This window comes from Polaromonas sp. P3_B1 (assembly GCF_056402935.1).
The window spans coordinates 59,349-79,805 of the sequence record NZ_JBFUGK010000015.1; the positions used below are offsets into that span (position 1 = coordinate 59,349).

Annotated in this window: 15 protein-coding genes; 11 read left to right on the top strand and 4 right to left on the bottom strand. The window is 63.5% G+C overall.

Features of this window, described 5'->3' with window-relative positions:
• Positions 1-381, bottom strand: a complete 381-nt coding sequence (locus AC1DXS_RS10815) for a nuclear transport factor 2 family protein (RefSeq protein WP_477737512.1) — start codon at positions 379-381, stop codon at positions 1-3.
• Between the two features lie 144 nt (positions 382-525).
• Between AC1DXS_RS10815 and AC1DXS_RS10820 the strand changes: the two genes are divergently transcribed.
• From AC1DXS_RS10820 to AC1DXS_RS10830, 3 genes are all read left to right on the top strand, one after another.
• Complete coding sequence (locus tag AC1DXS_RS10820; RefSeq protein WP_477737513.1) at positions 526-1,827, top strand: replication-associated recombination protein A; 1,302 nt, start codon at positions 526-528, stop codon at positions 1,825-1,827.
• A 181-nt stretch (positions 1,828-2,008) separates the two neighbouring features.
• Entirely contained in the window at positions 2,009-3,148 is a 1,140-nt protein-coding gene (locus tag AC1DXS_RS10825; RefSeq protein ID WP_477715760.1) for a branched-chain amino acid ABC transporter substrate-binding protein, read from the top strand.
• 97 nt (positions 3,149-3,245) lie between these two features.
• Positions 3,246-4,244, top strand: a complete 999-nt coding sequence (locus tag AC1DXS_RS10830) for an asparaginase (RefSeq protein WP_477661245.1) — start codon at positions 3,246-3,248, stop codon at positions 4,242-4,244.
• A gap of 33 nt (positions 4,245-4,277) precedes the next feature.
• Here AC1DXS_RS10830 and AC1DXS_RS10835 read toward each other — a convergent pair whose 3' ends face one another.
• Positions 4,278-5,171: a LysR family transcriptional regulator gene (locus AC1DXS_RS10835; RefSeq protein ID WP_477737514.1), complete on the bottom strand. Its 894-nt coding sequence runs from the start codon at positions 5,169-5,171 to the stop codon at positions 4,278-4,280.
• 351 nt (positions 5,172-5,522) lie between these two features.
• Between AC1DXS_RS10835 and AC1DXS_RS10840 the strand changes: the two genes are divergently transcribed.
• The 5 genes from AC1DXS_RS10840 (at position 5,523) to AC1DXS_RS10860 (ending at position 9,687) form a co-directional block, all read left to right on the top strand.
• Entirely contained in the window at positions 5,523-6,452 is a 930-nt protein-coding gene (locus AC1DXS_RS10840) for a branched-chain amino acid ABC transporter permease (RefSeq protein ID WP_007863162.1), read from the top strand.
• Between the two features lie 33 nt (positions 6,453-6,485).
• On the top strand, positions 6,486-7,604 hold the full coding sequence (locus AC1DXS_RS10845; protein ID WP_477737515.1) for an ABC transporter permease subunit: 1,119 nt from the start codon (positions 6,486-6,488) through the stop codon (positions 7,602-7,604).
• An 11-nt stretch (positions 7,605-7,615) separates the two neighbouring features.
• Positions 7,616-8,383 (top strand): ABC transporter ATP-binding protein, encoded by a 768-nt coding sequence (locus AC1DXS_RS10850; RefSeq protein WP_477737516.1) that lies wholly within the window; start codon positions 7,616-7,618, stop codon positions 8,381-8,383.
• Between the two features lie 14 nt (positions 8,384-8,397).
• Entirely contained in the window at positions 8,398-9,117 is a 720-nt protein-coding gene (locus tag AC1DXS_RS10855; protein ID WP_477737517.1) for an ABC transporter ATP-binding protein, read from the top strand.
• A 171-nt stretch (positions 9,118-9,288) separates the two neighbouring features.
• Positions 9,289-9,687: a DUF2845 domain-containing protein gene (locus tag AC1DXS_RS10860; RefSeq protein ID WP_477737518.1), complete on the top strand. Its 399-nt coding sequence runs from the start codon at positions 9,289-9,291 to the stop codon at positions 9,685-9,687.
• A gap of 293 nt (positions 9,688-9,980) precedes the next feature.
• On the opposite strand, the gene AC1DXS_RS10865 is transcribed toward AC1DXS_RS10860, so the two are convergent.
• Positions 9,981-10,979 carry a Bug family tripartite tricarboxylate transporter substrate binding protein gene (locus AC1DXS_RS10865; RefSeq protein ID WP_477737519.1) on the bottom strand — a complete coding sequence of 333 codons (999 nt, stop codon included), beginning with the start codon at positions 10,977-10,979 and terminating at the stop codon, positions 9,981-9,983.
• 180 nt (positions 10,980-11,159) lie between these two features.
• On the opposite strand from AC1DXS_RS10865, the gene AC1DXS_RS10870 reads away from it, so the two are divergent.
• The gene (locus tag AC1DXS_RS10870; protein ID WP_477737520.1) at positions 11,160-11,528 is read left to right on the top strand and encodes a hypothetical protein; all 369 of its coding nucleotides are present in this window, start codon (positions 11,160-11,162) and stop codon (positions 11,526-11,528) included.
• 106 nt (positions 11,529-11,634) lie between these two features.
• On the opposite strand, the gene AC1DXS_RS10875 is transcribed toward AC1DXS_RS10870, so the two are convergent.
• Positions 11,635-12,687, bottom strand: coding sequence for a CDP-6-deoxy-delta-3,4-glucoseen reductase (locus AC1DXS_RS10875; RefSeq protein WP_477737521.1), 1,053 nt, complete (start codon positions 12,685-12,687; stop codon positions 11,635-11,637).
• Positions 12,688-12,780: 93 nt separating this feature from the next.
• On the opposite strand from AC1DXS_RS10875, the gene AC1DXS_RS10880 reads away from it, so the two are divergent.
• Positions 12,781-13,686: an NAD-dependent epimerase/dehydratase family protein gene (locus AC1DXS_RS10880; protein ID WP_477737522.1), complete on the top strand. Its 906-nt coding sequence runs from the start codon at positions 12,781-12,783 to the stop codon at positions 13,684-13,686.
• A 481-nt stretch (positions 13,687-14,167) separates the two neighbouring features.
• Positions 14,168-20,431 carry a YDG domain-containing protein gene (locus tag AC1DXS_RS10885; RefSeq protein ID WP_477737523.1) on the top strand — a complete coding sequence of 2,088 codons (6,264 nt, stop codon included), beginning with the start codon at positions 14,168-14,170 and terminating at the stop codon, positions 20,429-20,431.
• The last annotated feature ends 26 nt before the right edge of the window (positions 20,432-20,457 follow it).

Genomic DNA, 20,457 nt, shown 5'->3' on the forward strand with positions numbered 1-20,457 from the left:
TCAGGCGATAGGCGGCTTGGGGGCGCGCTGCGCGGGGTCGTAGAAAAACGTTTCTTCCGCGATGCGCTCGCCCTCCCAGCGCTGCCAGGCGAGTTCCTCCATCTCGGTGCGGCTGCCGTCCTGCCATTCAAAGCGGAAGATCCAGCGGATCACCACGTGGTCGCCGTCGAGCAGGGCGGGGCGCACGCAGGTCGAAGTCAGCGACCTCGCCCTTTGCATCACCTTGCGTTCCCCGGTGACCAGGTTCACGCGCCCTACGCGCGGCGCGGCCTGGTTTTCCTGCATGGACGCGTTCTCGGTGTAGAACTCTTCAATGGCTTCGGCGTGGGCGTTTTCTTCAACGCGTGCGATAAATCGCTCCAGGGTTTCGCGGCTTGGCATGGGTTTTCCTTCGCATGAGTGCGTGATGGGTGTGCAATCGGTTGTACACGACTTGTCCTCACTCTGCAGCCACCCGGCTTGCTGGCTTAGACTCGTGGCATTGCAGCCTCAACTCCTTCCGACTTCCCGTTTGCCCGTCCTCCCGTGAAAGCCGCTTCCTCCACCCACCAGCCCCTGGCCGAGCGCCTGCGTCCGCAAAACCTGGGCGAAGTCATAGGCCAGCAGCATCTGCTGGGCGAAGGCATGCCGCTGCGCATCGCGTTTGAGTCCGGCCAGCCGCACAGCTGCATCCTCTGGGGCCCGCCCGGTGTCGGCAAGACCACCATCGCGCGGCTCATGGCCAGCAGCTTTGACGCTCACTTCATCACCATTTCGGCTGTGCTGGGCGGCGTCAAGGACATTCGCGAAGCAGTGGAGCAGGCGAGCATCTGGCAAGCCCAAAGCGGGCGCCGCACCATCGTGTTTGTCGATGAGGTGCACCGCTTCAACAAAAGCCAGCAAGATGCGTTTTTGCCGCATGTGGAGAGCGGCCTTTTCACCTTCATAGGCGCCACCACCGAAAACCCCTCGTTCGAAGTCAACTCGGCCCTGCTGTCGCGCGCGGTGGTCTATGTGCTGCAGCCGCTGGGGGAGGCCGACCTGAAGCAGATCGTCGCCAAGGTCCTGGCCGAAAACGCGCTGCCGGCCATCACCGCCATCGATGCCGCAGCGGTGGACCGCCTCGTCGCCTATGCCGACGGCGACGCGCGGCGCCTGCTCAACACGCTGGAGTCGCTCAGCGTGGCGGCCAAGGCCGAGAAGGTCACCGAGGTCACCGACGCCTGGCTGCTCAAGGTGCTGGGCGAGCGCCTGCGCCGCTACGACAAGGGCGGCGAGCAGTTCTACGACACCATTTCGGCCCTTCATAAATCGGTGCGCGGCTCTGACCCCGACGCGGCGCTCTACTGGTTCATGCGCATGCTGGATGGCGGCGCCGAGCCTCGCTACATGGCGCGCCGGCTGGTGCGCATGGCCAGCGAAGACATAGGCCTGGCCGACCCGCGCGCGCTGCGCATGGCGCTGGACGCCGCCGAGGTCTATGAGCGCCTGGGTTCCCCCGAAGGCGAACTGGCCCTGGCCCAGTGCGTGATCTACCTGGCTGTGGCGCCCAAGTCCAATGCGGTCTACAAGGCCTTCAACCAGGCCAAGGCTTTTATTGCCAAGGACGGCACCCGCCCGGTGCCCCTGCATTTGCGCAATGCACCAACAAAGCTCATGAAGCAGCTCGACTACGGCAAAAATTACCGTTACGCCCACGACGAGGAAGACGGCTTTGCGGCCGGTGAAAACTACTTTCCCGACGGCATGCAGGCCCCTGGCTTTTACCGGCCGGTCAACAGGGGGCTGGAAATGAAAATCGCTGAAAAGCTCGAGCAGCTGCGGGCAAGGAACGACGCTAAGAAATAAGCCGCACGCGGCAGGTTGAGGTGGGGGATTGCCGGCGGGCAGCGGGGTGCGGCTCAGCCGATGCGGATCGGCGCTCCCCAAAACAGCGCATACGCTTTCTGCATGGCGTACCTCGTCTGCGCATGCGTGAGGAGAAATCCCCGTTTGATACTACCAACTCATCAATTCATCAGGAGTCGGTATGTCGTCAGGTTCTTGCATAAAAAGCATTCTTTCGGTGCTGGCAGTTGTTTCGGCAACTTCGGCCTTCGCCCAGGAAAAAATCAAAATTGCCATCGTCGGACCCTTGTCCGGCCAGGCGGCGAACTACGGAAAAGACAACGAGCGTGGCGCGCAGCTGGCCATTGACGACCTCAACGCCAGCCAGTTCAAGATTGGCGGCAAGGCCGTAAAGTTTGAACTGGTATCCGAAGACGACCAGGCCGACCCGAAGCAGGGAACCGCCGTTGCACAAAAACTGGTGGACAGCGGCGTCAACGGTGTTGTGGGGCACAACAACAGCGGCACCACGATTCCCGCCGCCCGCATCTACAGCGAAGCGGGTCTTCCGCATATCACCCCGGCGGCTTCCAACCCGAAGCTCACCCAGCTGGGCTACAAAACCACCTTCCGCACCATTGCCCATGACGGGATGATCGGTAGCGCCCTGGCTGTGTTTGCGTCGACCAAGCTCAAGCTTCAAAAAGTTGCTTTGATCGACGACCGCACGGCATATGGCCAGGGCCTGGCGGATGAGTTTGAAAAAACCTTCAAATCGCTGGGCGGTGAAGTTGTCGCGCGTGAATTTACCAATGACAAGGCAAGCGATTTCTCGCCCATCCTGACGACGATCAAAGGCAAGAAAGCCCAGGCTGTGTTTTTTGGCGGGCTTGATGGGCAGGCCGGGTCCATGCTTCGCCAGATGGCCCAGTTGGGAATGGGGCAACTTCCTTTCATGGGCGGTGACGGCGTCTGCACCGGCGATCTGCCCAAGCTGGGTGCGCAGGCTGTCGGGAAAAACGTTATTTGCGGCGACGGCGGCGAGGCCTTGATGGATATGAAAGGCGGCCCCGGTTTTGCAAAACGCTACAAGGCTGCTTACGGTGCCGAGGTCGTGGTGTATGCGCCTTATGCCTATGACAACGTCATGATATTGGCCAATGCCATGCGTGCGGCCGGTTCGGCCGAGCCTGCGAAATACCTGGCGTATGTCGGCAAGACAAAGCACGAGGGCATCACCGGGCATATCGAGTTTGACGGAACGGGCCAGCGCAAGAATGCCGCCGTCACCTTGTCCACCTACCCACAGGGCATCAAGACCACGCTTGTCACGATGAAGTGACGCCCCTGCGCCCGGAAAGTCCCCGCACCCCTGAAAGACTGCGGCGCCGATTTCGCCGCCGTCTTCCTGGTGCGCCTAACGCAATCGTTGAACATTGATGCCAAAAATAAAAATTGCCGTTCTGGGAACTGGGGGCACCATCGCGGGTGAAGCCGATTCCGCGGCGGACGTACTCAATTACCAGGATTCACAGCTCTCCGCGGCCGACACGCTGGCGCCTTTGAGGCCTTATTTGCCCGGGAACGTCGAGCTGCTCGTGATCCAGATCAGCCAGCTGGGCAGCGAAAACTTCTCCACCGATACATGGCTCGGCCTGGCTGACGCGATGACCCGGCTGGAGGAAACCGAAGCTCCCGATGGCTTTGTGCTGACGCAAGGGACCGATACGCTGGAGGAGACCGCCTACTTTCTGCATCTGGCGATCAAGACGCCCAAGCCGGTCGTGGTGGTGGGGGCCATGCGGCCGGCAACGGCCCTCAGTGCGGATGGTCCTCTGAATCTCTTGCGAGCGGTGCAACTGGCCGCCAACCCTCTTGCGCGAGGCCTGGGTGTGATGGTGGTTGCAAACGAGCGGATCTTTTCGGCCCGTGAAGTGACCAAGTCCCACACCTCCTCGATTGACAGTTTTGGGAGCCCGGAATTTGGTTGCGTCGGCTATATGCAAAACGGCGAGGTCAAGCTACACCGGATGCCGTCGCGCCAGCACACGGTGGATTCGCCTTTCAGCGTGGCCGGCCTGCGCAGCCTGCCGAAGGTGGATATTGTTTACGCCTACGCCGGCGCCGGCTGTGAAAGTATTCGCGCATTCCTGAACCACGGCGCGCGCGGCCTGGTGCATGCGGGCACTGGAAATGGTTCCATCTCCAGTGTTCACCAGGCGGCTTATCGCGAGGCGATTCTCCGGGGCATACCTGTGGTACGGAGCTCCCGCACCGGGAGCGGCCTTGTCTCGCGCAATGGCGCGATGAACGACGATGCCTTCGGCAGCGTTGGCGCCGACACGCTCAGCCCGCAAAAAGCCCGCGTGCTGCTCTGCCTGGCATTGACCTTGACGCAGGATGCGGTACAGCTGCAGCGCTATTTCGACAGCTACTGACCCGCCCCGATGTCGGCAACCATCTCAGCCCATTCAGCCACCGTGAATCAGACTCGCCTGGGCCTTGAAGTGTTCCATAAACTTTCTTTCATGCAAGCCGGCCTGGTGTGTGACCAGTCGCATCGCGGCGACCCTGATGGGCACTTCAGGCGCAAAGGGCAAAACCTGCGCTCCGAGCACCTTGCCCAGCGCACCGGTCAGGGAGTCGACCAATGCCACCCCCAAGCCTTGCATGGCCAGGTGCATGGCGACCACGCTGGTTTCGACCGAAACATTGCGGGTGAGCGCAATGTCGGCCATCCCGTCCGTCTGGGCAATCAGCGAGGCCACGAGGTCATCCTTGCTCAATCCAATGATGTTGCAGGAGCCGAGGTCCTGGATGGAGATGGATTTTTTGGATTTGGAAAAATAACCCGATGTGGAGACTGAACAAAAGTGGGCCTGGAGCAGGTCCGTGGTGTCGAGCGCCGCGTGCGCGACCGGTTCATAAACAAACCCGATATCGACCTGGCCGGCCAGAAGCGCCTCAACAAGAGAGTCGTAGTGGTAGGTTTCCAGCGTCAGCTTGCATTTGGGGTATTGCTCGATGAAGGACCTCACGGCGCTGGGCAAGACGGCTGTGGCCAGCGAGGGTACGGCTGCGATCCTCAACTGCTTGATGCCTCCGTTGCGCAGCCCGGCTGCCAGCGAGGAGGCATGGCTCATGGATTCCATGATTTTCAGGATCGCCGGGCGCAGCTGCTGGGCTTCGTCGGTCGGCGCCATGCGTCCTTGCTGGCGGTGAAACAGAAGAAAGCCGAGTTCAGTTTCCGCGCTGGAAATCAGGCGGGATACGGCCGGCTGGGAGAGATTGAGCATCTTCGCCGCGCCGGTGACGGTGCCGCAAAGAAATACCGCGTTGATGGCCTCGTATTTATGGAATCGCATGTCGGATTTTAAAAATGGACGGCTTGCGGGGCATCAGGGGTTTGCCGCAATGGGGCGCGGCTCGATGTCGCATTAGGCGGGATTTTCAAAGAGTAACCAACATAAGACTGACTAATGAAAAGTTAAAAATCGATGTTTCACCAAATGTTAAGGGTAAACCCCGCGAAAACCGCCTGCTTGGCCCGATTCTCGCTTAACACCGATGGCTACAATTTGCGGATTAGCTCGCCATTCAGCAGCCAACCGGCTTTGATGGGCGGGCTTTTTGTTAACTCGCGCCAGCCACCGGTGATCCCGGCGGCAGGTGCCGCCAGACTGAGTTGGCATTTCATTTACATGGGAGAGTGAGTTATGGAAGTATTGCTACAGCAGATCATCAACGGTCTGGTCCTGGGCAGCATGTATGCCCTGATCGCGCTGGGCTACACGATGGTGTACGGCATCATCAACCTGATCAATTTCGCGCACGGCGAGGTATTGATGGTGGGAGCGCTGACCAGCTGGACCATCATCGGCCTGATGCAAAGCGCGATGCCGGGCACCCCGGGCTGGCTGATTTTGCTGATATCGCTGCTGATCGCTTTTGTCGTCTGCGGGGCCCTGAATTTCGCGATTGAAAAAATCGCCTACCGGCCGCTGCGAAACTCCCCCAAACTGGCCCCGCTGATCACCGCCATCGGCATGTCGCTGCTGCTGCAGACACTGGCCATGATCATCTGGAAACCCAACTACAAGCCTTATCCCACCTTGCTGCCCACCGAGCCCTTCCAGGTCGGCGGCGCCGTCATCACGGTGACGCAGCTCTTCATCCTGGGCGCCACCGCCGTTTCCCTCTCTGTGTTGATGTGGCTGGTGCATTACACCAAGCTGGGCCGCGCCATGCGGGCCACCGCCGAGAACCCGCGCGTGGCGGCGCTCATGGGCGTCAAGCCCGACACCGTCATCTCCGCCACCTTCATCATCGGCGCCGTTCTGGCTGCGCTGGCCGGCGTCATGTACGCCTCCAACTACGGCACGGTGCAGCACACCATGGGCTTTTTGCCCGGCCTCAAGGCTTTCACCGCCGCCGTGTTCGGCGGCATCGGCAACCTGGGCGGCGCGGTGCTGGGCGGCATCCTGCTGGGCCTGATCGAATCGATAGGCGCGGGCTACATCGGGCCACTGACGGGCGGCGTGCTGGGTAGCCAGTATTCCGACATCTTCGCCTTTATCGTGCTGATTTTTGTCCTTACGCTGCGGCCTTCCGGCCTGCTGGGTGAGCGTGTGGCGGACCGGGCCTGAAGCCCGTCCATCCGGTACACAAGGAGAATATTGATGACTTCCACACAATCAAAAAAACTGGTGACCTTCCTGGTCGTCGCGGCGGCGTTGCTGGTGCTGCCACTTTTGCTGCAGCAGGGCGGCAACGCCTGGGTGCGCATCGTCGACATGGCGCTGCTCTACGTGCTGCTGGCGCTGGGGCTGAACATCGTGGTCGGCTACGCCGGCCTGCTGGACCTGGGCTATGTCGCCTTCTTCGCCGTCGGCGCCTATTTGTTCGCGCTACTCGGTTCACCCCATCTGGCCGATGCCTTTCCCTGGATAGCGGCGCAGTTTCCGAACGGGCTGCACCTGCCGATCTGGGCCATCATCCCGATGGCCGCGGCGCTCGCCGGTTTCTTCGGCGTGGTGCTGGGCGCCCCGACCCTCAAGCTGCGCGGCGACTACCTGGCCATCGTGACGCTGGGCTTTGGTGAAATCATCCGCGTGTTCCTGAACAACCTGGACCGCCCCATCAACCTGACCAACGGCCCCAAGGGCATCAACCAGATCGACTCGATGAAGTTCTTCGGTTTCGACCTGGGCAAGCCGCATGAATTCTTCGGCTTCGAGGTCAACTCGGTGTCCATGTACTACTACCTGTTCCTGGTGCTGGTGATCGTTTCGGTCGTCATCTGCCATCGCCTGGAAAACTCCCGCATCGGCCGCGCCTGGATGGCCATTCGTGAGGACGAAATCGCCGCCAAGGCCATGGGCATCAACACCCGCAACATGAAGCTGCTGGCTTTCGGCATGGGCGCCACCTTCGGCGGCGTGTCCGGCTCGATGTTCGCGGCCTTCCAGGGCTTCGTCTCGCCAGAATCCTTCAGCCTGATGGAGTCCGTCATGATCGTCGCCATGGTGGTGCTGGGCGGCATAGGCCACCTGCCAGGCGTCATCCTGGGCGCCTTGCTGCTGGCCGCCCTGCCTGAAGTGCTGCGCCATGTGGCCGGCCCGCTGCAGGCCATGACCGACGGCCGCCTCGATTCCGCCATCCTGCGCCAGCTGCTCATCGCGCTGGCCATGATCACCATCATGCTGATGCGACCGCGCGGCCTCTGGCCCTCCGCTGAGCACGGCAAGTCGCTGAACAAGGTCGCCGGTAAAGACCCCATTCAGTCAATCAACCCCTAAGGAGAATGGACATGAGCGAAACCATTCTTAAAGTCTCCGGTGTCTCCAAGCGCTTCGGCGGTCTGCAGGCCCTGAGCGATGTCGGCATCCACATTGAGCGCGGCCAGGTCTATGGCCTCATCGGCCCCAACGGCGCCGGCAAAACCACATTCTTCAACGTGCTGACCGGCCTTTACACGCCCGACAGCGGCACTTTTGAACTTGCCGGCAAGGCCTACAAGCCCACGGCCGTGCATGAAGTCGCCAAGGCTGGCATCGCCCGGACCTTCCAGAACATCCGGCTCTTCGCCGACATGACGGCGCTGGAGAACGTGATGGTCGGCCGCCACATCCGCACGCAGTCCGGCCTCCTGGGGGCAGTGTTCCGCACACCCGGCTTCAAGCACGAAGAAGCCGCCATCGCCAAGCGGTCGCAGGAACTGCTCGATTACGTGGGCATAGGCAAATACGCCGACTTCAAGGCCCGCACGCTGAGCTACGGCGACCAGCGCCGCCTGGAAATCGCCCGCGCGCTGGCCACCGACCCGCAGCTGATCGCGCTCGACGAGCCGGCCGCCGGCATGAACGCCACCGAGAAAGTGCAGCTGCGTGAACTGATAGACCGCATCCGCAAGGACAACCGCACCATCCTGCTGATCGAGCACGACGTCAAGCTGGTCATGGGCCTGTGCGACCGTGTCACGGTGCTCGACTACGGCAAGCAGATCGCCGAAGGCGCGCCCGCCGAAGTGCAAAAAGACGAAAAAGTGATCACCGCCTATCTGGGCACCGGTCATTGAAGGAAAACAAGAACATGGCAGCAAACACTCTCCTCAAAGTGACCGGCCTGAAAGTCGCCTACGGCGGCATCCAGGCGGTCAAGGGCGTGGACTTCGAAGTCCACGACGGCGAACTGGTCACGCTGATCGGCTCCAACGGCGCCGGCAAGACGACCACCATGAAGGCCATCACCGGCACCCTGCCGATGCTGGACGGCGACATCGAATACCTGGGCAAAAGCATCAAGGGCCGCGGCGCCTGGGACCTGGTCAAGGAAGGCCTGGCCATGGTGCCGGAAGGCCGCGGCGTGTTCACCCGCATGACCATCACCGAAAACCTGCAGATGGGCGCCTACATTCGCAGCGACAAGGCCGGCATCGCCGAAGACATCGAGAAGATGTTCGTGCTTTTCCCCCGCCTGCGCGAGCGCAAGGACCAGCTGGCCGGCACCATGTCCGGCGGCGAACAGCAAATGCTGGCCATGGGCCGCGCGCTGATGAGCCGGCCCAAGGTGCTGCTGCTGGACGAGCCTTCCATGGGCCTGTCGCCCATCATGGTCGACAAGATCTTCGAGGTCGTGAAAGACGTTTCCTCACGCGGCGTGACCGTGCTGCTGGTTGAGCAGAATGCCAGCCGCGCGCTGGGCATCGCCAACCGCGGCTACGTCATGGAGTCCGACAACGTCACCATGAACGGCGACGCCAAGCAACTCCTTAGCGACCCGCGCGTGCGCGCCGCCTACCTCGGCGAGTAAGCCACCGTGCAGCCGGCCCGCGCGCGCCCACGGCGCCGTGGGGTGCGCATTACAGCCGTAACACCGGCGGCCCGGTCCAGGGCCGCAAATGCCTTGCGGCGCCAAATCTTTGCGCATAAAGTTCAAAAGGTGCGCGGCATGCGCATCTTTACTGAATCCGGGAACTCAACAATGATGAAACCAAACCTTGCCCGCGCCGCCGCTGTAATCCTGGCCTTCCTGGCCTCGTCCGCGTTCACCGGCGCCTCCGCCCAGTCACTGCGCTGCAAGGGCGACCTCGCGCAGATCGGCAACTCCAAAGGCACCATCCTCCAGAAATGCGGCGAACCCGTCCTGAAGGACAGCTTTTGCAAGCCCGTGCAGGAAACGACGGCCGGCGCGCCGGTCGCCACGCCGGCGGTACCCGCCACTTCTGGCAACAGCACCAGCGTCACCACCAACATCACAGTCAACAGCTGCCAGCAGGTCGAGGAGTGGACCTACAACCCCGGCCCCGGGCAGTTCATGACCATGCTGCTGTTTGAGAGCGGGTCGCTCAAAAGCATCCGTTACGGTGATCGGGTGAAATGAGCCCCCACGCTTTTCACTTCGTGTAATGCGCGAGGCCTTGCAGGCCGCGGCTCGCGAGACGCTTCGCCTCTGTCGCCCGTCCAAGCCTGCGCAGGCAGGCATGGAGCCGCGGGCTCCAGCCCCTCGGAGCCGCTGCGCCTACGGCCCGGCCCTTCGACAGGCTCAGGGCAGGCCAAGGCCGGTTCCGTGGCCCCTGCTGGTTTAAGAGTCCGTAGCGAAGGCAATTAAAAAAGGCCGACCCCTTTCTGGGAGCTGGCCTTTTTCATAGATGCTGGATTGCTCAACGCCTCGGATCAATCCACCTTGGCGCCGGAGGCCTTCACCACTTTTTCATACTTGGCGAGTTCGCTCTTCATGAAGGCGCCGAATTGCTCGGGCGTGCTGCCCACGGGCTCGGCCATCAGGGTGGCGAAGCGGGTCTTGGCTTCGGGGGAGTTCAGCGCGGCGACAAAAGCATGGTTGAGCTTGGCCACCACGTCCTTGGGCGTGCCGGCGGGCGCCACCAGCCCCCACCAGGTGTCGATCTCAAAGCCTTTGAGCGTTTCGGAAACGGCCGGGACGTCGGGCAGCATGGCGCTGCGTTGGGCAGTCGTCACTGCCAGGGCCTTGAGCTTGCCGGCTTTGATGTTGGCCGAGGCCGTGGCGAGGTTGTCAAAGTTGTAGTCCACCTGGCCGCTGAGCAGGGCCAACTGCGCGGGGTTGCCGCCGTTGTAGGGAATATGCAGCGCGAAGATGCCGGCCCGGGCCTTGAACATCTCACCGGCCAGGTGGCCGGCGCTGCCGTTGCCGCCGCTGGCGTAGTTGAGTTTGGCGGGGTTGGCCTTGGCGTACTTGATCAGGTCGGCCAGCGTGTTGATGTTCAGGCGCCGCGCGGTGTCGGCGTTCATCACCAGCACATTGGGCACACGCACCATCTGCGTGATCGGCGCGAAATCGGTGGCCGCGTTGTAGGGCATCTTGCTGTACAGCCAGGGGTTGATGGCATGCGTGGCCACCGCCGAGATGCCGACTGTGAGACCGTCGGGCTGGGCCTTGGCGATCATGTCGACGCCGATGTTGCCGCCGCCGCCCGGCTTGTTTTCAATGATCACGGTGCCCAGCGAGTCTTTCACGCGTTCGGCCATCAAACGGGCCGTGGCGTCGATGGGGCCGCCGGCCGCGTAGGGCACGATGATGCGCATGATCTTGGTCTGGGCCAGTGCCGGGGCGGATGAAAGGGCCGCGCCGGCCATACAAAATGCCGCCAGGCTTCTGGCCAGGAGGGAGGGGAGGGTGAAGGGTCGAATATTCATTGCCCTATTGTTGCAAAAAAGCCGGCCCTGCCAGGACCGGGCGGTTGCCGAAAGCAGTTACAGCATCTTTACCTTGGGCGCGTGCTCTTGCGGCAGCCGCCGCGCGTTGGAGTTTCATGAGGCTGCCGCTTCATGTTTTCTGGACCCTGAACCTTCAACGTCAAACTCAAGGAGATCCCCATGAAGATTCGTACCCTTGCCTGTACTCTGGCCCTGCTTGCTGGTGGCGCGGCCTTCGCCCAGGCGCCTGCGGCTCCCGCGGCACCCAAAGACCCGCTGGCCACGCCCCGTATCGACCAGCGCCAGGCCAATCAGGAAAAGCGCATTGACCAGGGCGTCAGCTCCGGCGCGCTGACTGCCAAGGAGACGGCCAAGCTCGACAAGCGCGAGACGAAAATCGAATCCGACAAACTGGCCGCCAAGTCCGACGGCAAGGTCACCAAGGCCGAGCGCCGCAAACTCAAACACGAAGAAAACCGCGCCAGCGCCGCCATCCGCCGCCAGAAGCATGACCGGCAGGTCGCGCCAGCACCCGCCAAAGCCGGCTGAATTTCGCCGCCCTTGGACCGCGCATAAAAAAAGCCCCGGCTGATGCATCAGCCGGGGCGTTTCTTTTTCTTCTTCTTTTATTCTTCTTGTTTGTTGGGTGCGCTGCTCAGGTTTCCGCAGGAATGGTGGCCTGGGCCTTTTCCTTTTCGGTCACAAAAGAGTCGGCATAAAACTCATCTTCCGGCAGGCCGGCCGCGGTGTAGGCGGCCTGCGCCGAATCCACCACGATGGGGGCACCGCAGGCATACACCTGGTGGCCCGACAGGTCGCTGAAATCGTCCAGCACGGCCTGGTGGACAAAGCCGGTGCGGCCGGTCCAGTTGTCTTCGGGCAGTGCGTTGGAAATCACCGGCACGTAGCGCAGGTTCGGCATTTCAGCGGTCTTGGTTTTCACCCATTCGTCCATGTACAGGTCGGCCGGGCGACGGCCGCCCCAGTAGAGCACGGCCGGGCGCGTGATGCCCTTGAACTGCAGGTGCTCGATCAGCGCCTTGATGGGCGCAAAGCCCGTGCCCGAGGCCAGCAGCACCATGGGTTTGTCGCTGTCCTCGCGCAGGTAGAAGCTGCCGAAGGGGCCTTCGATACGCAGGATTTCCTTTTCCTTCATGGGGCCGAACACGTGCTCGGTGAACTTGCCGCCCGGCATGTGGCGGATGTGCAGTTCCACGCCGGGGTTCTCGGCCTGCGTGTGCGGCGCATTGCCCATGGAATAGGCGCGGCGGTCGCCGTCGCGCAGCAAAAATTCCACGTACTGGCCGGCGTGGTACTTGAACACGTCGCTGGCCGGCAGCTGCAGGCGCACCACCATCACGTCGTGCGAGGCCTTGGCCAGGCTGTTGATGCGCACCGGCATCTTCTTGATCGGGAAAGCACTTTCATCCGTGACGTGGCGTGATTCGAGGACGACATCGCTGGTTGCCCTGGCGCTGCAGGTCAGGATAAAGCCGGCGGCTTCTTCTTCCGGTGACAGCGCCTTGGCCTGGTGCGCGCCGTGCAGGACGCTGCCTTCGAGTTTTTTGGATTTGCAGGAGCCGCAGGCGCCGTCCTTGCAGCCGTAGGGCAGGCCTATGCCCTGGCGTATGGCGGCGGCCAGCAGGGGTTCGTCCACCTGGGCAATGAAAGTCCGGCCGCTGGGCTGCACGGTCACGTTAAAGCTCATATTCGGTATCCTTGCGGTAACTGTTCTCGACTCGGCCGGTTTTCCCGGCAACCCCCTAATTTTGCCCTCAAACCTGAACTCCAGAGCCTGGTCATGAGCGCCCTGCCTTTTCGCTTCCGCCGGGAGCGCATTTTGATCGTCGGTTGCGGCGACGTGGGCCTGCGCGCGGCCCGGCAACTGCCGCGCAGCGCCAGGCTCATGGCGCTGACCTCTTCGGCCGCGCGCGTGCCCGAACTGCGGGCCCGGGGCATCACACCGCTGCAGGGCAACCTGGACGACGGCGCCTCGCTGCGCCGCCTGGCGGGCCTGGCCACCCGGGTGCTGCACCTGGCGCCGCCCCCGAATGACAGAGCCAACTTGCGCAGCGACCCGCGCACGCTGGCCTTGCTACGCGCCCTGCGGCTGCGCGGCCTGCCGCGATCGCTGGCCTACGCCTCCACCAGCGGGGTGTACGGCGACTGCGGCGGTGAATGGGTGCGCGAAACCCGGCCGCTGAATGCTCACACGCCGCGCGCCCAGCGCCGCGTGCATGCCGAGGCGCAGCTGCGGCTGTTCGGCCGCGCCACCGGCACCCGGGTGCACCTGCTGCGCATACCGGGCATTTATGCGCCCGACCGCGAAGGCGGCACGCCGCGCGGGCGCCTGCTCAAGGGCACGCCGGTGCTGCGCGCGGAGGACGACGTCTATACCAACCATATCCACGCCGACGACCTGGCCCGCGCCAGCCTCGCGGCGCTGTGGCGCGGCAAGCCGCAGCGCGCCAGCAATGCCAGCGACGACACTGAACTCAAGATGGGCGACTACTTCGACCTGGCGGCCGACCTCTACGGCCTGCCGCGGCCGCCGCGCCTGGCACGCGGCAATGCCCGGGAGGCGCTGCCTCCGATGTTGCTGAGTTTCATGAGCGAATCGCGCCGGCTGGACAACAGCCGCCTGAAGCGCGAATTGCGGCTTCGCCTGCGCTATCCGACGGTGGAAACCGGCCTGCGAGAGCACTGAAAAATCTCTGAAAACCGTTAAAAACACCTCATGCTGATGCGGCAAGCCGCTTTTCGCAGGACTTTTGCCGCCATGCTGTATGTTTTTTACAACGCACTTGTAATCAGATGTTGTAACCAAAGGAGTAACTATTTGCAACTTTTAGGGGTTGCCCGGCAGACCTTGTTACTACCCACCAAAAGATCTTTTTTTGGGCTGATCTGCTGCAATTCCTTTGTGAATACCATCACTTCGAATGACTCTCTCTTGCAATGGGCTGACAAAGAGGGTTGGAGGAGTGTGAAAAATGCACAAGAAAAATCCGAAGGGCGGCGCAAAAGCTGCAGAAGTTGTAACAAATGTTGGCCGGCACGCCTTTACGGTTCCGCCAGTTCTTGATGCGCTGAGCCGGCCGGCCGGCCGGGCACCTAACAGATGGGCCCTGCGCAAACCCGCAACCGCCGTTTTGCTGCTGGGGGCGGCTACAGCCCAGGCAGGGCCGGTGGACGGCCAGGTCACTTCGGGCGCGGCCAGCATCTCCCAGAGCGGCGCCAACACCACCATCACCCAGACCAGCCAGAATGCCTCGCTGAACTGGAAGAGCTTCAACGTCGGCGCGCAGGAAAGCGTCAACTTCGTGCAGCCGTCTGCCAGCGCGATTGCGGTCAACCGAATCCTGGACACGCACGGCAGCCAGATCCTGGGACAGCTCAACGCCAACGGGCAGGTCTACCTCATCAATCCCAACGGCATCCTCTTCGGCGCCGGCGCCCAGGTCAATGTGGGCGGCCTGGTGGCCTCCACGCTGGACGTCAAGGACGCCGACCTCGGCAGCGCCCAGCGCACTTTCAGCGGCAATGGTTCGGGCAGCGTGGTCAACCAGGGCAGCATCAACGCCGCCACCGGCGGTTACGTCGCCCTGGTCGGCAACACCGTCAGCAACCAGGGCAGCATCAGCGCTCCCAAGGGCACTGTGGCGATGGCCGGCGGCAGCGCCGCCACCCTGACCTTCCAGGACAACCAGCTCCTCAAGGTCGTCGTCGACCAGAGCGTGCTCAACAGCCTGGCCGAGAACGGCGGGCTGATCATGGTCGACGGCGGACAGGCGCTCATGAGCGCAGGCGCGCGGGATTCGCTGCTGGCCAGCGTGGTCAACAACAGCGGCGTGATTCAGGCGCGCACGGTGGAAAACCGCAACGGCACCATCATCCTGCTGGGCGGCATGGCCGCCGGCACCACCAAGGTCGCGGGCACGCTGGACGCCTCGGCGCCCAACGGTGGCAACGGCGGCTTCATCGAAACATCCGGTGCGCACGTCAACGTTGCCGACAGCGCCCGGATCACCACTGCGGCCCCTGCAGGCAACGCCGGCACCTGGCTGATCGACCCGGTGAACTTCACCGTCGCCGCCTCGGGTGGGGACATCACGGGCGCGGCCCTGAGCGCCAATCTGGGCGCGGGCAATGTCGTCATCCAAAGCACCAGCGGCGCCACGGGCACGGCCGGGGACGTCAACGTCAATGACGTGGTGGGCTGGAGCGCCAACCAGCTGACGCTCAACGCGCAGAACAACATCAACATCAACGCCAACCTCAACGCCTCCGGCACGGGCAAGCTGGCGCTGGAATACGGCCAGGGCACCACCAACGGCACCGCCAACTCCTACAACTTCAACAACGGCGCGAAGATCAATTTGCCGGCAGGCAACAACTTCAGCACCAAACAAGGCAGCACCGGAACCCCCGTCACGTATACCGTCATCACGGACCTTGGTACCGCCACCAGCGCCACCGGCACCGATTTGCAGGGCATCAGCGGCAACCTCAACGGGCACTATGCATTGGGCGCGGACATTGATGCTTCGTCCACCAGCACCTGGAACAGCGGGAGCGGATTCCAGCCGCTGGGCAACAACACCTCCCAGTTCACCGGTACGCTGGACGGCTTGGGACACACCATCACCAGCCTCACCATCAACCGCCCCGGCGCGACCTACGTCGGCCTGTTTGGGTACACGGGCTCCTTCGGCCGAGTCAACAACGTCGGGCTGGTTGGCGGCAGCGTGTCAGGCGACACCAAGGTCGGCGCGCTGGTGGGATGGAACTCCGGCACCATCAACAACAGCTATGCCAGCACCGCCGTGACTGGAACCGGTTCGGAAGCCGGAGGGCTGGTGGGAACCAGCCAGGGTGAAATCCGCAACAGCCACGCCAGCGGTGCGGTGAGCGGCGTGTTCGCTGTGGGCGGGCTGGTTGGATGGAATCAGAGCCTCATCAGCAACAGCTATGCCACAGGCAATGTCACCGCTGCCGGCCAGTGGTCCGGCGGCCTGGTGGGCTACATGCTCAACCAGGGGGCTATCAGCGGCAGCTACGCGAGCGGCAACGTCACCAGCAGCAGCGCCGATGTTGGTGGCTTGGTGGGATGGTGGGCCAGCAACGGCACCGTCGCCGCTGCGATCAACAACAGTTATGCGACGGGTGCGGTGACCGGCACCGACCACGTGGGCGGCCTGGTGGGATACAAGATCCAAACCCTGGGTGTCATCAATAACAGCTACGCGGCCGGTGCAGTGAGCGGCAGCACCAACGTGGGCGGGCTGGTCGGGTTGTGGGACGCCGGGACGGGCATCAACAACAGCTTCTGGGACGCCACCACGACCGGGCGTGCCACCAGCTCGGGCGGCGGCATGGCCATGACCACGGCCCAGATGCAGCAACAGGCCAACTTCACCTCGGCCACGGCCGCCAACGGCAACGTCAATCCGAACTGGGATTTCAACACCGTCTGGCGGATGTATGACGGGAACAGCCGTCCCCTGCTCAAGGCCCTCATGAAGGCCACTACGGTCACTGTCGGCAATACCAGCAAGACCTACGACAAGCTGTCCTGGAATGGGGGAACCGGCATCAGTTGCTCCAACGTGGCCTGCGGCAGCTTGTCGGGGAGCATCAGTTTCGGCGGAAACGCCCAGGGTGCGGTCAATGCCGGCAGCTACACGGTGACAGGGTCGGGCCTGTATTCCAACCAGCAGGGCTACGACATCAGTTACGCCAATGGCACTCTGACCGTGATTCCCGCCAACCTGGTGGTTACGGGCGTGAGCGCCGCCAACAAGGTGTACGACGCCGGCGTGGGCGCCACCTTGAACGGAACAGCAAGCGTGACGGCCATTGCCGGTGACACGGTGAGCGTGATCGGTGCGGGCAGCGGCACCTTCGCCGACAAGAACGCGGGCAACGGCAAAGCCGTGACTGTCACCGGCTACACATTGAGCGGAGCCGACGCCGGCAACTATGCCGTGGTGCAGCCCACGGGGCTGACGGCAAATATCACACCGGCCAGCCTCGCTGTCACCGGCGTGAGCGCGGCCGGCAAAGTGTATGACGGCACCCGTGCCACCACGTTCAATGGCACCGCGACCGTTACGCCCCTGGGCACTGATGTGGTGCTTGTGGGCGGCGGCAACGTCGGCATGTTCATCGACAAGAACGTGGGCAACGGCAAGACCGTCACCGGCACCAACTACTTCCTCGGCGGCGCCGACGCCAACAACTATGTCATCGTTCAGCCAACGGGGACGGCGAACATCACACCAGCCAGCTTGACAGTCACCGGTGTGGGCGCGGACAGCAAGGTCTACAACGCCAGCGACGCAGCCACACTCAATGGCGTAGCCAGCGTCACGGCAATCGCCGGTGACACGGTGACAGTGGGCGGCGGCAGCGGCCGGTTTGCCGACAAAAACGTGGGCAACAACAAGGTGGTCAATGTCACCGGCTATACGCTGGGCGGCGCCGATGCCGGCAACTACACCGTGGTGCAGCCCACCGGTGTCAGAGCCAACATCACACCGGCCAGCCTGACGGTTACCGGCGTGGGGGCGAACAACAAGGTGTACGACACCACCACTGCCGCCACGCTCAATGGCACGGCCAGCGTTGCAGCATTGGGCGGCGATGTCGTGACCGTGGGCGGGACGGGCAGCGGCACTTTCGCCAACAAGAATGTGGGCAACGCCAAGGCGGTCACTGTCACCGGCTACACGCTGGGCGGCGCCGATGCGGGCAACTACACCGTGGTGCAACCCACGGCGGTGACCGCCAACATCACGCCTGCCAGCCTGACGGTCACGGGCGTGAGCGCAAACAACAAGGTCTACGACACCACGGCCGCTGCCACGCTGGGCGGTACCGCCGCCGTCACGGCCCTGGCTGGCGACGTGGTGACCGTTGGCGGCGGCAGCGCCACTTTCGCCAACAAGAATGTGGGCAACGGCAAGGCGGTCACTGTCACCGGCTACACGCTGGGCGGTGCCGATGCCGGCAACTACACCGTGGTGCAACCCACCGGGCTGGCGGCGAACATCACACCCGCCAGCCTCACGGTCACGGGGGTGGGCGCGAACAACAAGGTCTACGACACCACGACCGCCGCCACGCTCAATGGCACGGCCAGCGTTGCAGCCTTGGCTGGCGATGTCGTCACCTTGGGCGGGACTGGCAGCGGGACGTTCGCCAACAAGAACGTGGGCAATGGCAAGGCTGTGACCGTCACGGGCTACACGCTGGGTGGCGCCGATGCGGGCAACTACACCGTGGTGCAACCCACGGCAGTGACCGCCAACATCACGCCTGCCAGCTTGACGGTCACAGGTGTGAGCGCGAACAACAAGGTCTACGACGCCACGACTGCCGCCACGCTGGGCGGAACCGCGGCCGTTACGGCCCTGGCCGGTGATGTGGTGACCGTTGGCGGCGGCACCGGCACCTTCGCCGACAAGAACGTGGGCAACGGCAAAGCAGTCACCGCCACGGGCTACACGCTGGGCGGGGCCGACGCGGGCAACTACACCGTGGTCCTGCCCACGGGGTTGACCGCCAACATCACGCCTGCCAGCTTGACAGTGACGGGCGTGGGCGCGAACAACAAGGTGTACGACACCACGACCGCCGCCACGCTCACCGGCACGGCCGGCGTTGCCGCCCTGGCTGGCGATACCGTCACCGTAGGCGGTACCGGCAGCGGAACTTTCGCCAACAAGAATGTGGGCAATGGCAAGACCGTGACCGTGACCGGCTACACGCTCGGCGGGGCCGACGCCGGCAACTACACCGTGGTGCAGCCTGTGGCGGTGACGGCAAACATCACCCCCGCCAGCCTGACGGTCACGGGTGTGGGCGCCAGCAACAAGGTCTATGACGCCACCACCACGGCCACGCTTAACGGCGCGGCCAGCGTCACGGCCTTGGCCGGCGATAGTGTGACGGTGGGTGGCGCCGCCAGCGGGAACTTCGCCAACAAGAATGTGGGCAACGGCAAGGCCGTGACCGTCACCGGCTACACGCTGGGCGGGGCTGACGCCGGTAACTACACCGTGGTGCAACCCACGGGGGTAACGGCCAACATCACACCCGCCAGCCTGACGGTCGCGGGTGTGGTCGCCAACAACAAGGTCTATGACACCACCACCGCGGCCACGCTGGGCGGAACGGCGGCCGTCGCGGCGCTGGGCGGCGACGTGGTGACAGTGGGCGGCGGCAGCGGCACTTTCGCCAACAAGAACGTGGGTAACAGCAAGGCCGTAACTGTCACCGGCTACACGCTGGGCGGAGCCGATGCCGGTAACTACACCGTGGTCCAACCCACAGGATTGACTGCCAACATCACGCCGGCCAGCCTGGCCGTCACGGGTGTGGGGGCCAATAACAAGGTCTACGACGCGACCGCCACGGCCGCCCTGAATGGCACGGCGAGCGTAGCCGCATTGGGCGGCGACGTGGTGACGCTGGGCGGCGTGGGCAGCGGCGCGTTTGCCAACAAGAACGTGGGCAACGGCAAGGCCGTGACCGTCACCGGCTATGTCCTGGGCGGCTCCGATGCCGGCAACTATGTCATCGTCCAACCCACCGGCATCACGGCCAACATCACGCCGGCGAGCCTGGCCGTCACGGGTGTGGGGGCCAACAACAAGGTCTACGACGCCACCGCCACCGCCACCCTGAACGGCACGGCCGGCGTTGCCGCACTGGGTGCGGACGTGGTGACGGTCAGCGGCGGCAGCGGCACCTTTGCCAACAAGAATGTGGGCAACGGCAAAGCCGTGACGGTGACCGGCTACATCCTGGGCGGCTCCGATGCCGGCAACTACGTCATCGTTCAGCCCACGGGGGTCACGGCCAACATCACACCCGCCGGCCTGGCCGTGACAGGGATAGGCGCGAACAACAAGGTCTACGACGCCACTACCACCGCGACACTCAACGGCACGGCGGCGGTGGCCGCGCTGGGCGCTGACGTGGTGAACGTCACGGGTACTGGAAGAGGCGCTTTTGCCGATGCAAACGTGGGCAATGGCAAGGCCGTGACAGTGACGGGTTACACCCTGAACGGCGCAGACGCCGGCAACTACGTGGTGGTGCAGCCGGCAGGACTGACTGCCTCCATCACGCCCTTGCCCGGGACGCCCGTGCCGCCTTCATCGGCCTCTTCACTGGCGGCGGGTTCAGGGCTGGGCCCGGCCGGGGACGGCATCCGTTCGGCCGCCGAGCAGGCTCTGGGGACGACACGCGACAAATCCGATTCGCTTGAGGCATCGACAACCCTGCGCGTGACCCGCAGCACGAGTACCGATGCCTCCTCAGGCGGAGGAGACGCACAGGAGATTCCCGGCCAGTTCGTCGCCGAGGGAAAGCAGGACCCGCGCCTGCACATCGTCGATGGCGGCGTCCAGCTGCGAAGCGGCGTGCTTGCCGCCAAAAAATAACACCGCTCGCCCCACGGAAGCTTTCC

Bases quoted from the DNA above. Each gene is read 5' to 3' on its own strand.
- AC1DXS_RS10815 (WP_477737512.1), bottom strand. From the start codon at position 381: ATGCCAAGCCGCGAAACCCTGGAGCGATTTATCGCACGCGTTGAAGAA.
- AC1DXS_RS10825 (WP_477715760.1), top strand. From the start codon at position 2,009: ATGTCGTCAGGTTCTTGCATAAAAAGCATTCTTTCGGTGCTGGCAGTT.
- AC1DXS_RS10830 (WP_477661245.1), top strand. From the start codon at position 3,246: ATGCCAAAAATAAAAATTGCCGTTCTGGGAACTGGGGGCACCATCGCG.
- AC1DXS_RS10835 (WP_477737514.1), bottom strand. From the start codon at position 5,171: ATGCGATTCCATAAATACGAGGCCATCAACGCGGTATTTCTTTGCGGC.
- AC1DXS_RS10840 (WP_007863162.1), top strand. From the start codon at position 5,523: ATGGAAGTATTGCTACAGCAGATCATCAACGGTCTGGTCCTGGGCAGC.
- AC1DXS_RS10845 (WP_477737515.1), top strand. From the start codon at position 6,486: ATGACTTCCACACAATCAAAAAAACTGGTGACCTTCCTGGTCGTCGCG.
- AC1DXS_RS10850 (WP_477737516.1), top strand. From the start codon at position 7,616: ATGAGCGAAACCATTCTTAAAGTCTCCGGTGTCTCCAAGCGCTTCGGC.
- AC1DXS_RS10855 (WP_477737517.1), top strand. From the start codon at position 8,398: ATGGCAGCAAACACTCTCCTCAAAGTGACCGGCCTGAAAGTCGCCTAC.
- AC1DXS_RS10860 (WP_477737518.1), top strand. From the start codon at position 9,289: ATGATGAAACCAAACCTTGCCCGCGCCGCCGCTGTAATCCTGGCCTTC.
- AC1DXS_RS10865 (WP_477737519.1), bottom strand. From the start codon at position 10,979: ATGAATATTCGACCCTTCACCCTCCCCTCCCTCCTGGCCAGAAGCCTG.
- AC1DXS_RS10870 (WP_477737520.1), top strand. From the start codon at position 11,160: ATGAAGATTCGTACCCTTGCCTGTACTCTGGCCCTGCTTGCTGGTGGC.
- AC1DXS_RS10875 (WP_477737521.1), bottom strand. From the start codon at position 12,687: ATGAGCTTTAACGTGACCGTGCAGCCCAGCGGCCGGACTTTCATTGCC.
- AC1DXS_RS10880 (WP_477737522.1), top strand. From the start codon at position 12,781: ATGAGCGCCCTGCCTTTTCGCTTCCGCCGGGAGCGCATTTTGATCGTC.